This window comes from Yersinia aldovae 670-83 (assembly GCF_000834395.1).
Taxonomy (GTDB): domain Bacteria; phylum Pseudomonadota; class Gammaproteobacteria; order Enterobacterales; family Enterobacteriaceae; genus Yersinia; species Yersinia aldovae.
In genome coordinates this window covers 1,906,252-1,920,234 of the sequence record NZ_CP009781.1, presented here as the reverse complement: position 1 = coordinate 1,920,234, position 13,983 = coordinate 1,906,252, and the positions used below count along the sequence as shown (strand labels likewise).

The window sequence follows — 13,983 nt, the reverse complement described above, 5'->3', positions numbered from 1 at the left end:
TTGATTGAGTCTCCTAACCATCAAGCCGATTTTTATCAGTGAACACGAGACTGGTAGTAACAGAATCTTGGGATGAGGCCGTGGGCAACATCCTTTTCGAAGGCACAACCTGGATGCTAGATCAGGAGCCTGATGATTCTTGCGCTATGAGTTTTGGCGGTTCCTGTGTCGCCCCTGAGTAAAGAAACCAGCCAGCCTCTTTCACTTAACAAGTGATAAGCGTGACAACGTTTTCGGCAGTGACGGCATTGAACCCCATAATTGCAGTAAGCGTTGAGTAATATTCATTAAGACTGGGTTTAAGTTTTATCCCGTAATCTGGTTGCGGGATAAATCACCCGTTGTTCATAAAGGAGTTTGTAATGAAAAAATTATATACGGTTCTTCTTTCTTCGCTTGTTTTACTTTCATTTTCTTCCGTAGCAGCAGAAGATTTACATAATAAACTAACCATCCAGGCCATTCCCTCCTCAGAAGGTACGGTGGTGGTTGAAGGGCAGCCGAAGTATGAAAAAACATTTAAGGTTGTTGTATATAATGGAATGAAACAGCCAATTGAATTAACCGGTTTTGTCGGCTGCTATAAAGCGTTCGATGAAAAAGGCAAAGAGTTTAATGAGCGGACGGTTCAAGCTGACCTACTGGGAACGCTAAAGGAAGGCGTGAAAGAGGGTAAAGTCTCGTTCGTCAGTGACGATGACTCTGTCTATAACGCCAAATTCGTAAAATGGTCTTCGCAGTGCCCACATCTGGCTAAGCGCCCGCAATAAGGGGTTCTGAACCCAAACTGACGGAATTTATCCGACTTAAAGCCAGTTGCCACAGTTCAACAAGTTGGTAGCCCAGATAATATTGAAAACCACCGTTGGTCGCAGTGGTTTTTCTTTCCAGCGCAGGCTATGTGTAGTAACCCGCGTTTATAAATCATCCGACCTGCATTTACCCCTGATTTTCAGCCCACATTAGACGTTTATCGCCCTGTTTTCTGTTCGACAGTTTATGTTGTAACCAGTCGTAGTAAGGTAGCATGAAAAACCGTGGGGCAGTCACCAAATGAGTTGCCCACTGGGGCTAGAATAACCTGCATTCATAACAATCCCCGTTATCCAACTATGAAGATCTACGTCATCAAAATCGCTGTTCGTGGAGTTAGTCCTATGGTCTGGCGTCGGCTAAGAATCGCTGCTGATACGTTGCAGACCGCGCTTCATTTCCTTTTCCAGATCGTGCAGGGCTGGGGTGATGACTACCTCCATCAGTTTCATATTTACGGCAAAGATTACTGTATCTCTTACGATGGTGGAATTGGCTTTCCGGATAACCTGTTCAGGATCGTGATTGATGATTTTAGTTTTGATGTCGGCGATCGCTTTACCTACGAATACAACGTCTTTGAGCACTGGCTTCATGACGTTCGTGTTGAGGCTATTTATGAAGACTCAACGCTGAAAGCACTATTTTGTATTAGCGGTCATGGCTTGTGCCCGGAGCAACCCGCGAGGATGAAGCAGATAAGACGCTGGTGTTTCTGGAGGCCAGCGTTAATGCGAATGATGCAACAACGGTCGGTGATATCCGGGTTTTTATTGATGACCTGGATGCAGTCCGGTTCAACCGCAATAAAATTAATAAGCAGCTGAGCAAACTCAATCTCGAATCACCAGCGTTGGAACCGGAAGTGATCTGGCTGGGTCGCCGTCGTTGACTGATGTCTATAAAGGTATACATCTTCATAATCGAGGACTAATTGTGCGGCTTCAAGTTTGAATTCTGGGCTGAAATTACGTTTGTTACTTCTGGTCATTGTGTCACCTGTTTTGACTATGAGGCGATGATATTACCTCTATTCAGGTGGCCAAATTTAGTGTGCCACTACATCCACTTCATTACTTCTTTTTATAAAGACACTAAGTTGTGCAGCAATAGCCTTCGAATAAATTAAAATAAACATTTTTGTAAATAAGTTGTGGCGAATTTCATAAAGATAAAATAAATAATTCAGTCTGAACCTCCAATGTTTTTGAATGATAGAAATATAGCTTCCATAGTTCGATACAAAACTGTTAGATATTAATAATAAAAAAGTTGCGTCCCTTCAGTGCAGCGACGCAACTTTCTTGTCACTCAGGAGATAAAAATTTAAATGGTTTTGAATTTTTAAAATCAGCAGATACTTCGCCGGTAAATATTTCGCCATGCTCAATGGTAAGCTTTTTAACCTCTGCCCCGGTAGCAAGGTTTAGCTTCTTAAGATCGACCCAAAATGTATTCGGTCTTGTCGCCGAGTCGAAGTAGTACATTAGATTTTTTTGATCTGCAACAGTACGCCATATCGTAGATGAAATATTAGGTTGATCTGGTGTTGTTATTCCGAGAGGAACACTTACCGCGCGTTGAACACTTAATACGCCAGCAACCGCCTGATAACTAAACGATTGATTAGGTACTCCTTTGATGTAGTTGTTATCACGTTTTTTTGGTATTGCGTTAATGAGAAATGAAGCTCTAGCATACCGATCAGCTGCGCGGTTTGTTCCGGGTAAGAATGTTAGACCACCTATTTCCGTCCAGTACTTATTCAATGCTAGCTGTTCATCGTAGGTTGGTGAATTGGTCATTACTGTATACTGCTTACCATGGTGTATCACTAGCTTACCGTTGATATACTCAAAAATAGCAGAATCACCAGACCGATCTGAAATAGATAAATGCAGTGAAGCCTTGGAGCCATTAGGCAGTGTCGGAGCAACAATCTTAAAGGGTTCTTTGCGCAAAGCGTCTACAGCATCTGTAACTGTCGCAAAATTGTCTAATACATACTGTGGCCATACCGAGATTGACATGAGCATTGGCGCATCTTTTGTTTCACCGTAGTCAGCTTCTGCCAAGTAAAGTAAATTGGCGACTAAGCCTTTTTCGTTCATTCCATCTGTTGTGCCTGCATCATACCCTGATACGCCGACACTTCCATATTTTGCTATCCACTTGATGGAGTGTTCACCCGCGGCACCGTCTCGATGTATACCGGCTGGAAACACCCATAAATTAGAGGACATATCCTCTTTCCAATCCATATTTCGTCCAGTAATGACAGTATTATCCTCACCGACATAAAGGGTACGTGTACAAGCTGACGAATTTATCGAAATTGAGAAGATGCACCCACATATGATAGAACTAATAATGTTTTTTTTCATATACAACCCCATTTATTTGGAACTTTTTATTTAAGAAAATATCATCATCAGTGATGAAGTATTCTTTACTTTGCGCTCATGTTTTTATTTGGGTATCGATACAATGAGATTTTCCTTACATTAAATATGACTAATATGTGTTGACGTTATACAATATAGCTCATCTGGATATACCCTAAAAATGAGACATACATAGAAAATGATAAGTAAATTGCTATCTGTGAGCATATAATGCAATCCATTATAGTAGGAAAGATTAAGAGTGAGATATGAAAGTTATTGCATTGATCGGTATCCCATTGTTGTGTTTATGTTCCATTTCCCTTACTGCAAAAGCCGAAATTGTTGTTAACAAAGGGGGTATTGATGGATTTAGTGTACAAAAGCCCTATATTACAAGACCACATATATCAGGACCCAGTGTGAAAGTCGGTATCAACGGCGTTAAAGTGGAAAAGTCTCACATTGAGAAACCAGGTATCCATAAAGCTAAAGTACGGAAACCTCATATCAGTACACCTTCAATGACTATAAAACCTTAACTCACAAATAACTGTCTTATCTGAGCATTTGCATACAATTTTGCGAGGCTATAGGGACGCAGTAGAATGTGTGATGCTGGAGCGTGGGAGCTTGTCCGTAATTCTGTGTAACGGCCAGCGTATTAAAGGTGATCGTTGAGACGGTCACCGAACTCGATAATAAAACGGCTCATTGCCAACCGCCTGTCCTGGATCGGCATATTCCATTCTTTTGACGTATCCTTGACCGCCAGATAAATAACTTTTCGCACCGAGTCGTCTGTCGGGAACGCTTTGCACTTTCTGATAGCCGCACGGATCACGCTGTTCAGCGATTCGATGGCTGTTAAATATTGTGCAAAAGTAGACCAAGGGATCGGGGAATTATGGTGTAAAAGTGCACCACCCTGATTATTGATAAACTCTCCGTTTTTACGGAGATCTCCTTGGATGCTGTGCATGGAAACCATACTTAAAGTCAGAAGGCTTTCTCTTAAACAGGGGCTCTCTCAGAGGGCCATACCCTGAGCCGAGTCTTGTCTGGTCGCACCTTCTGTCACCAACTGGGCCTTATTGTTAAACATAAGCTCAATAATACTCCGATAGTTAATCACCGAATTGAAGTATGTGACTATATTGTTGTTGGACTAATAGAAATCCCCAATGACTAGGAGTCGTTAACCATGAAAAAATACACGTTATTATTGTTGCCTTTGTGTCTGATGTTTTCCTCACTTTCTTATGCGGGCACAGTACATGTCTGTATTAAAGACAAGGTGACAAGTCAAACATATTGTGGCCCTATAGATGATGGAGAGTGGGGGGGAGAGGGGTAACAGGGTTTTGTCGCATTAACAGATCGAGGTCGACAAAATAGCACTATCTACTTTTCAAGCTGCCAACAGATAAAATTGTTCTGCTGGTGACAATCCGTCGCCAGCAGAATGATGAAGTTGTCCTTTGTGTATCCAAAGCCAGTGTTGCCGGGATTTGCTACCAACGAAATTCCATTGCTCATCGAGTTCACAGATAAGAGCGACATCAGCGTGGGCTACTGGCGAAGACGTTATTCGCTTTGTCGCGAGTTTTTTAACTGTGCTAATACCTATTTTCAGCGTTCTTACGCTATCGCGAACCCCGGCGGCGTTGAGGGTCATATCAACGATTTGCTCTTTAACGCTGGGCTTCCTAACTTGATAAGTATAGGTCAGCTAGAATACAGAGTAGCATTCACGACAGCGGAAACTAGGGTTCTGACAATGACGGTAGACTAGAGCAGAATTACACCGGGGACAATGAACATTCTCGCTGACCATGAACAAACCTAAAAGGCTCATATTGTACATCAGATTCAACCAATTAGAGGTATCACCGTTTATAGTACCTTGCTCAGTTGTCGGTTGATTTTATTGCGATTGAACCGAACAACATCAAGGTCGTCAATAAAAGCCCGAACATTACCCACCGTTGTTGCATCATCCGCATTAACGCTGGCTTCCAGAGACGTCAGCGTTTTATTGGCTTCATCCTCAGTGTTGCTCCGGGCATGCAATGACCGCTCATACAAAATGGTGTTTTAAACATTGAGCCTTCATAAATAACCTCAATACAAATGTCGTGAAGCCATTGCTCAGAGACGTTGTATTCGTAGGTAAAGCGATCACCGACATTAAAACTAAAATTATCAATCACGATCCGAAACGGGTTATCTGAAGATCCGATGCCACCGTCGTATGAGATGCCGTAATTTTTGCTGTAAATATGAAACTGATGGAGGTGGCCATCTCCTCAGCCCTACACGATCTGGAAAATGAAGTGAAGCGCGGCCAGTGAAGTATCCGCAGCGATTCTTAGCCTATGCCAGACCATGGGGCTGACTTCACGAACGAGGTATTTATTTTTTAATTACTAATAAACCTTACAAGACTCTGCAAAAGAATACCTTAACCCATGCGCCACGACCTGGTGGCATGAATTTAACTTTTGCTTGGCTGGCCGCATCAGCTTCACTATTAGCATTAAGAATACCATCCCACAGACCTGAGCCCACCGCATCACTATGAGAGCCGCTACAAATGTATTGCTGAGATTTAGCCACGACTGCATGAGAAGGTAATATTGCAAAAGTGGACAATAGAGAAATAGTGGGTACCAGAAACTGTCGAATTTCGGTAAATATTTTTATTTATCCTTATTGGCTTCATGTAATGGACGGAATTTTTATAAAAAAATATAATATCATTAGAATATTTTTTTATTTAAACAGCAAGTAAACAAGGCTTGGATAAATACTATTATTTATTGGTTGGATTTTTGGTCTCCAATTACTGCCGCGCCAATAAGTAATTAAGAGTCACCAATTGTAATTGTTTATTTCTATATGAGAGTGGTATCAGCCAACTTACAGATATATCGTTGTTTTTATTTATTTTTGATGAATTCTGCTTTCCTAATGAAAATTAAGAATTTTCCTAGTTACTCAGAATAATTTTGATCGAATCCGCCGATCAATTAGCCAGTAATGAATGCTAAAAACGATCAATAAGGCTTAATTGATCGTTTTTGCTGATTAATTGTGTTTGTGCTTTAATTAGTTCGTTCTCGTGACTAACTACTTCCCAATAATTACGTGTGATTATCCCCGCGTTATTTTTTTGGGCTACATTGCATTTGTATCAGGTGCAGGTTTTATATTATGGAGCCAGACAACCCATGTTTCCCTCACTTCATTGCAATACACCATCACCGTTGATCAGGTTGTTCTCTGTTTCGCCTTTTTTTTCAACTGGCCTCATGACACTGCTTCCTGAGGCCGATTGGGACATCGTGACTTTATCCTGTGACTTTGCCCATTACCGTGTGGAACACGCGACTTATTACGCTATCGCACTGACAGGCTGCTCTCCGATTGATATTGCCCGCAGTCTTCAGTGGCTGCAAAACGAGTTTTATCAGTTGAGTTTTCCCACTCTGCTTTTGGTGGATGAAATGACGCCCTTGGTTCGCCAACAAACAGTTGGAACTAATACGGTCGTCATTGATGCAAAAATAAGTTTGCAGGAGATGCGGGATACATTGCTGTTATGGCTGTATGGGAAATGACGCCCAAATAAAGCAGGTAATACAGACTCACAATTATTCGCTAATAACATGGAGTATTTTAAAACGCCATATTCTGGTTCACGATATATACATGCTTTCAGTATGGATTAATATTTCGGTTACAGTCGCTTAATACTGGCGTAATTGTGCGTTCAAATAATATCAGTTACCCATCCCAAAAATAAAATCACACCCTCGATTAGGTTCGAGTTATTTCACTCATGACATAACGATAGAGCGAAGCAATATAATGGATTCAAACTCTATTCATACCCAGCATAATGGGCACGCGACTAAATACCCACACCACATCAAACTTTTGGCATGGTTGAATATCGTCACTCAAATTGCTTTCCCACTGGCTGGAGTATTCACCCCTATGATGGCAGGGGCAGGCAGCGACAAGCATTTTCTGGCAAATACGAATGACCTTACAACAATGCGAACACAGGTATATACCCTGTCATCAGGAGAAAACATTGAGTCGGTAGCAAAAAAGTACAATATAACGTTATTAACGTTGCGCCAACTGAATCAGCTACGTACTTTTTCGCACGGTTTTGACCACCTGCAACCCGGAGATGAGCTGGATGTCCCTTACGCCCCATTACCCGACGTCATATGGGATGGACATAAAAGTGGTTCGGCGGAGTCATTTGGCACTGAGCACAGCGACGTGCCAGCACAAAAACTGGCCGGAATAGCTTCGCAGGCTGGAAGTTTCCTAAGCCATAATCCAAACGGTGATGCCGCGGCATCGATGGCGAGAGGAATGGCGACAGGCGCAGCTGGTAGTGAAATCCAATCATGGCTGAGTCGATTTGGAACGGCTCGAGTGCAACTGGACGTCAGCAAAAACTTCTCACTTAAGAACTCTCAATTTGACTTGCTTGTCCCTTTGTATGAACAAAAGGACAGTCTTGTTTTTACGCAAAGTAGTCTACACCGTACTGATGACCGCACTCAGTCAAATCTGGGGATGGGATATCGTTGGTTCACTGACACATGGATGTTGGGTGGGAATACGTTTTTGGACTATGACCTGTCGCGTGACCACGCCCGTATGGGGATGGGCGTTGAGTACTGGCGTGACTTTCTGAAATTGGGCGTAAATGGGTACCAACGTCTGAGCAACTGGAAGAATTCGCCGGATGTTACCGATTATGAAGAGCGCCCGGCCAACGGCTGGGACATTCGTGCGGAGACATGGTTACCCGCGCTACCGCAGTTGGGCGGCAAGCTGACCTATGAGCAATATTACGGTCAGGAGGTTGGGCTGTTTGGCAAAGACCATCGCCAGCGTGACCCCTATGCTATTACGGCAGGGATAACCTACACACCGGTGCCATTAATTACGCTAAGTGCGGAGCAACGGCAGGGAAAATCGAGTGAGAATGACACCCGGTTCGGGGTAGAAATAAACTATCAGTTGGGCATGCCGTGGCAACAACAGCTTAATCCTGATGCGGTGGCGGCAATGCGGAGCCTGGCGGGGAGTCGTTATGACCTGGTTGAGCGCAACAACAATATCGTTTTGGAATACCGTAAGAAAGAGGTCATACGCCTGAAGACGGCTGACCTGGTGACGGGCTATACCGGGGAGCAGAAGTCTCTGGGGGTATCCGTCAACAGCAAATACGGGCTGGAGCGCATTGACTGGTCTGCTTCGCCCTTCATCGCTGCAGGAGGTAAAATCGTGCAGAGCGGTGAGGACTGGACGGTGGTGATGCCGGTTTACCGTTCTGATGTCAACAGCTATACCGTGAAAGGTGTGGCGGTGGACAGGAAGGGAAACCGCTCAAGTCAGGCTGAAACTCAGGTGACGGTACAGGCTCCGCAGGTTAGCGCTGTGCAGAGTACATTCACTCCAACCTCAACCGCGCTCCTTGCCAACGGCAGGAGCACACAGACCCTGACCCTGAGCGTGAAAGATACGAACGGACATCCCGTTAACATCCCCGTCAGTGACGTTGAAATGAAGGTGGGTAATGTGGCAGATGCCAGCGTATCCGCCCTTGTCAGTAAAGAGGCTGGCGTGGCAGAGCTGACGGTTACTGCCGGTATGCAGCCGACAGCACTTTCTCTCACGCCGGTGGTACAGGGCGTCAGTCTGCCTGTCGCGAAGGTAGTTATCAGCGATAACGCGCCGGATGTGGAGCACTCATCATTCAGCGCGTCACCGGATACCATTCCGGCAGATAACGTGGCCACTGCCGCCCTGACCATCACGCTGGACAGTAAAGACGGCCTGCCGGTGACGGGTGTGAAGGACACACTGTCCCTGGCGTTGAGCCAGAATAACGTCAGGGCCCGCAGCACTGCACCGGTTACTCTCAGCGATATCACTGAGGAGCAGGCCGGACGATACACGGCGACCCTGAAGGGGGCGCGTGCGGGCGTTTACATGATTGTGCCGCAGTACAACGGTACTCCGCTGGGCAGCCTGTCTGCAACGGTGACACTAACGACAGGCAGCGCGGCACAGGCTGCATCGGAGGTCTCGGTGAACAGGGCGTCGTACGTGGCGGGCGATGACATGACGGTGACGGCGGTGCTGAAGGATGCACAGGATAACGCGGTGACGGGGGCTGCGGCGCAGCTCACGTCGGGGACCACCGGGGTTGCGCATGCGACGCTGAAGGCGGGCAGTGCATGGACGGAGGGGGCGACGAAGGGCACCTATACCGTTGTCTACACGGCGACGACGGCGAGCACCGGGAATAAAGCCTCGGTGAAAATGTCTGGCTGGAGCACGGCGAAGGAGTCCGGCGGCTATGTCATTACCCAGGGCAGCGCGGCACAGGCTGCATCGGAGGTCTCGGTGAACAGGGTGTCGTACGTGGCGGGCGATGACATGACGGTGACGGCGGTGCTGAAGGATGCACAGGATAACGCGGTGACGGGGGCTGCGGCGCAGCTCACGTCGGGGACCACCGGGGTTGCGCATGCGACGCTGAAGGCGGGCAGTGCATGGACGGAGGGGGCGACGAAGGGCACCTATACCGTTGTCTACACGGCGACGACGGCGAGCACCGGGAATAAAGCCTCGGTGAAAATGTCTGGCTGGAGCACGGCGAAGGAGTCCGGCGGCTATGTCATTACCCAGGGCAGCGCGGCACAGGCTGCATCGGAGGTCTCGGTGAACAGGGCATCGTACGTGGCGGGCGATGACATGACGGTGACGGCGGTGCTGAGGGATGCACAGGATAACGCGGTGACGGGGGCTGCGGTGCAGCTCACGTCGGGGACCACCGGGGTTGCGCATGCGACGCTGAAGGCGGGCAGTGCATGGACGGAGGGGGCGACGAAGGGCACCTATACCGTTGTCTACACGGCGACGACGGCGAGCACCGGGAATAAAGCCTCGGTGAAAATGTCTGGCTGGAGCACGGCGAAGGAGTCCGGCGGCTATGTCATTACAGCCCCTGTCATATTAAAAGAAATTTCTGTAAACGGTCATACCTTTGCGAAAGATGCAAAATTCCCTACTACGGGATTTGAGGGGGCGGTTTTCACGCTAAAACTGGATGGTGGTAAACCTTCAGATTTCACCTGGACGTCAGATGCCAGGTGGGCATCGGTAGTTGACGGCGTGGTGCAGTTTACCGGAATGGGCACCGGTAACAAGGTGACTATTACGGGGACTCCGAACAGTGGTCAGGGAAAACCCATCACGTTTAGCTTTACACTTAACTTATGGTTAACAGATATGCAAGTCACCACTTCCTACGCGCCAGCAGTAAGTGTTTGTTCAAATCGTGGCTTAAAGTTACCATCCGCTTCAGATGTTTCGAATGTAACAAGTTCTTCCGGAATTAGCACGCGAAGTTTAGGGAATGCTTACGGTGAGTGGGGGGATTTTGATGCTTATTCTTCTGGTTGGCAGCAAGTTTACTGGACTTCAACTGCAGGCCCTGAGGGTGGGCACAAGAAAATATTCTTGAGCAGTAGTAATGCTGGCCTTCTTAGTGACGGTGCCCAGGAGAGTTCGGATACTGGTCAGATAAATACCGCGTGTATTAAAGTCTTATAAGAAAGGCTATCACAGCTTCCCGGTGCATAGGTTGTACTGGGGGCTGTATGTGATGGAAGGGCTCTGTCGCATTAACGCGCTGTTCGGTAACATGCTATTTTTTTGTGATGTTAGCTACTCATGTCTCTGATCCGAAACGCTTTCAGTCGCCTACATTATCCCGCCGATATATGGCTCAGTGTATCCGCTAGTATTTGGCTTACTCACTGAGTTTACGCAACCTGGAAGAGATAATGGCAGAGCGCGGGATTGTCGTTGACCATTCAACGCTGCATCGTTGGGTTATCCGTCTGATTCCCTTGCTGGATAAGGCTTTTCGCCGACACAAGCGCACAGTAGGTCGGCGGTGGCGAATGGATGAAACCTACATCAAAATCAAAGACCAGTGGAAATATCTCTACCGCGCGGTGGATACTTCAGGCCAAACCATCGACTTTCTGCTGACCGCCAAACGGGATGCTGCAGCGGCATTACGCTTCTTTCGCAAGGCCATTCGACACCACGGCGAACCTGAGATAGTGGGCATTGATAAAAGTGGCGCTAACACGGCAGCGCTGACTACACTCAGCGCCGACAAACCAGAAGAAGAAACCATGACTGTCAGGCAGAACAAGTATCTGAATAATCTGGTTGAACAATATCACCGCAATATAAAACGCCGCATACGCCCGATGCTGGGATTCAAATCGTTTCGACGGGCACAGACGATCCTGGCCGGCATTGAACTGCTTAACATGATACGAAAAGGGTAATATCAACACCCGCAAAGTGAGGGATTGTCAGTCGCGGAACAATTCTACTTGCTGGCTGCCTAAATAACCAACAACGCAACTTTTGCCAACTTCATGTCACTAATGCGACAGAGCCATTCGAGCTAAGGGAGCCAAATCGTCGCCACTTTAAGTTTAAAAGAAATAACGCAGAGTGCACTGATCCGCAAGATTTTTTTCAGAAGACCCCAAGTGCTTTATCATTCGAGCTCTTGCTTCTGTCTGTGGATTGTTAATCCTCTTCTGCAGAATAGATAACATATTCAAATGGCTTAGCATTATAAATTGGCGCTGTGTTGTTAGCTTTTCCTGATGCAGGCGTTGGGCTAGCGTTTAACGTTCCCGGCATAATTTCGAAGTTTGGCGTGAATTTAACCAGAGTGCTTTTGAGCTTCTCATAAGCGGTACGATCACCCTCAAATTTGGCCTTGCCTGCCGTTTCCAATGCTTCGAATGTGTTTGCCCCCATCATGACACTATTGAGATCCGAACGGTTGACGGTAATGGTTAGTGTCGGTTTTTTAGCCTGATAGTTAGCAATGTTTGTCAGCGTTGCATTGCTCATCTCTATCAGAAATTTCTCATTATTATCCGGGGTGACCAGGTTGATGGTAAAACTCATACCATCGGCCCGCGGGCTATCCATGCTGATCGCCAGAAAATCGAGCCAAAGTGCTGTTGGTAACGCCCTGATAACATCGGGACCGGTTGGTCTGGGAGCTAAAGCGTTAGGTAGACCGCTTCGCAATTCATACGCGGCTTGCAGGAAACTGTTGCGCACCCCTGTGCTCTCTTTCTGGTAACCAAGTTGTTCAAACGCATCAGCCAGCATATTTCTGGCCTCCTGATTTTTGGGTTCCGCATAAACCAGTTTATTGAGTATTTCGGTAGTTTCCAGATATTTACCCTGGTCATTCAACTCCTTGCCTTTAGCCAGGATCTTGGCTGCTCCTCCCATCATCTCAACATAGAGCGGTGCCGATTCACGCGGGGACAAGGGAACCAGTGTGGCGGGGTTACCATCCCAATATCCTAGATAACGGTTGATGATACCCCGAGTATTATGACCTTCTGAGCCATGGTAGCTACGCGCGGCCCATTGGCGTTGCAAACTGGGAGGAGCCTGGTAGACATTTTGAATTTCGTTGATAGTGACACCTTGGTTGGCATAGTGCAGTACCTGATTATTCATGTTGGCATAGAGATCCCGCTGTGCCCTCAACACTTCCTGGATACGCTCATTGCCCCAGCGTGGCCAGCTATGAGAGGCAAACATGACTTGCACATCATCACCGAATTTATAGAGTGCGCTGTTGATCTGCTTTGACCAGTTAAGGGCATTGCGAACTTCAGCACCGCGCAATGTATAAATATTATGAATGGTTCCCGTGACATTCTCTGCCGCCCAGAAAGCTTTAAACTGAGGGAAGTAGGTGTTCATTTCCGCTGGAGCTTCCGTATCGGGGGTATTCTGGAACACCATCTTGACCCCATCTATTGTTAACTCTTCAAAGTCTTTGGTAATAAAACGGGTCGGCGCAATCAATCCGGTATTACCGTTAGCGACATTCTTACCTATCGCCTGATCAACATGCCCAAATGGACTACGATCAAGTAACACACCGTACTGATACTGAACTCGTCTTGCCATGGCGTTACCGGCAAAAACGTTCTCAGAGATGGCTGCTTGCATAAAATGTTCTGGGGCAATAATAGGAACTTTGCCACTTTGCACCTCTTTTTCATCGACCACGCCACGAACCCCGCCAAAGTGATCGACGTGTGAGTGGGAGAATACCACTGCTACTACAGGACGTTTGCCCAGTTTCTCATTCGCAAATGCCAGTGCTGCTGCTGCGGTTTCTTTTGCCGTCAGCGGGTCAAAGATGATCCAGCCAGTGTCGCCTTTAATCAGTGTCATATTCGCCAGATCAAATCCTCGGACCTGATAGATACGACCGGGAACCACTTCATATAGGCCATAGGCCATGTTGAGCACAGCTTGACGCTGCAGAGAGGGGTTAATACTGGTAAAATCTTTACCTTGCAAAAGAAACTCATAACTACCCATATCCCAGGCTACATTTCCAGCGTCTGCCATAATTTGTTTAAAAGGGGGTTTAGCAATGAGTCCTTTTTGCGACTCTTCAAAATCACGAGTGTCTTCAAAAGGCAAAGATTTCTTTACTTGGTTATACAGTTCAATAGTAAATTTTGACGGTGGCTTCCCTTGTGGATGGAAATGCTCATGGGCGCTATCGGCGTTAGTATTAACACTATCGTCAGCTGCATGAGCGAGGCTGAGGGTATTAGCCGCGATGATGATGGCTGTAAATTGTGCAATTTTGCTTAATTTCATA

General features: G+C 46.6%; 8 protein-coding genes and 4 pseudogenes. 7 read left to right on the top strand and 5 right to left on the bottom strand.

Features of this window, described 5'->3' with window-relative positions:
• Nucleotides 1-362: 362 nt before the first annotated feature.
• The 3 genes and pseudogenes from AT01_RS08865 to AT01_RS22250 all read left to right on the top strand — a co-directional run bounded on the left by AT01_RS08865 (nucleotide 363) and on the right by AT01_RS22250 (nucleotide 1,705).
• Nucleotides 363-770 (top strand): DUF4354 family protein, encoded by a 408-nt coding sequence (locus AT01_RS08865; RefSeq protein ID WP_042546875.1) that lies wholly within the window; start codon nucleotides 363-365, stop codon nucleotides 768-770.
• A 342-nt stretch (nucleotides 771-1,112) separates the two neighbouring features.
• Nucleotides 1,113-1,430 (top strand): annotated as a pseudogene (locus tag AT01_RS22255) (plasmid pRiA4b ORF-3 family protein); the annotation flags it as partial.
• Between the two features lie 50 nt (nucleotides 1,431-1,480).
• A complete protein-coding gene (locus AT01_RS22250) occupies nucleotides 1,481-1,705 on the top strand; it encodes a hypothetical protein (protein ID WP_042546873.1) in 225 nt (74 codons plus the stop codon).
• Between the two features lie 415 nt (nucleotides 1,706-2,120).
• Here AT01_RS22250 and AT01_RS08850 read toward each other — a convergent pair whose 3' ends face one another.
• Nucleotides 2,121-3,197: a linear amide C-N hydrolase gene (locus AT01_RS08850; protein WP_144404927.1), complete on the bottom strand. Its 1,077-nt coding sequence runs from the start codon at nucleotides 3,195-3,197 to the stop codon at nucleotides 2,121-2,123.
• A gap of 269 nt (nucleotides 3,198-3,466) precedes the next feature.
• Between AT01_RS08850 and AT01_RS08845 the strand changes: the two genes are divergently transcribed.
• On the top strand, nucleotides 3,467-3,739 hold the full coding sequence (locus tag AT01_RS08845; RefSeq protein WP_042546872.1) for a hypothetical protein: 273 nt from the start codon (nucleotides 3,467-3,469) through the stop codon (nucleotides 3,737-3,739).
• Nucleotides 3,740-3,861: 122 nt separating this feature from the next.
• Here the strand turns inward: AT01_RS08845 and AT01_RS21985 are convergent.
• The 3 genes and pseudogenes from AT01_RS21985 to AT01_RS22245 all read right to left on the bottom strand — a co-directional run.
• Nucleotides 3,862-4,062: pseudogene (locus AT01_RS21985) on the bottom strand (transposase); the annotation flags it as partial.
• A gap of 624 nt (nucleotides 4,063-4,686) precedes the next feature.
• A pseudogene (locus AT01_RS21285) lies at nucleotides 4,687-5,034 on the bottom strand (IS1 family transposase); the annotation flags it as partial.
• A gap of 190 nt (nucleotides 5,035-5,224) precedes the next feature.
• Nucleotides 5,225-5,458, bottom strand: coding sequence for a plasmid pRiA4b ORF-3 family protein (locus AT01_RS22245; RefSeq protein WP_235427300.1), 234 nt, complete (start codon nucleotides 5,456-5,458; stop codon nucleotides 5,225-5,227).
• Nucleotides 5,459-6,511: 1,053 nt separating this feature from the next.
• Between AT01_RS22245 and AT01_RS08825 the strand changes: the two genes are divergently transcribed.
• The 3 genes and pseudogenes from AT01_RS08825 to AT01_RS08815 all read left to right on the top strand — a co-directional run bounded on the left by AT01_RS08825 (nucleotide 6,512) and on the right by AT01_RS08815 (nucleotide 11,668).
• The gene (locus tag AT01_RS08825) at nucleotides 6,512-6,820 is read left to right on the top strand and encodes a hypothetical protein (RefSeq protein WP_042546870.1); all 309 of its coding nucleotides are present in this window, start codon (nucleotides 6,512-6,514) and stop codon (nucleotides 6,818-6,820) included.
• Nucleotides 6,821-7,070: 250 nt separating this feature from the next.
• On the top strand, nucleotides 7,071-10,853 hold the full coding sequence (locus AT01_RS21685) for an inverse autotransporter beta domain-containing protein (protein WP_052489959.1): 3,783 nt from the start codon (nucleotides 7,071-7,073) through the stop codon (nucleotides 10,851-10,853).
• A gap of 120 nt (nucleotides 10,854-10,973) precedes the next feature.
• A pseudogene (locus AT01_RS08815) lies at nucleotides 10,974-11,668 on the top strand (IS6 family transposase).
• 187 nt (nucleotides 11,669-11,855) lie between these two features.
• Here the strand turns inward: AT01_RS08815 and AT01_RS08810 are convergent.
• Entirely contained in the window at nucleotides 11,856-13,982 is a 2,127-nt protein-coding gene (locus tag AT01_RS08810) for an alkyl/aryl-sulfatase (protein WP_082039575.1), read from the bottom strand.
• Between the last annotated feature and the right edge of the window lies 1 nt (nucleotide 13,983).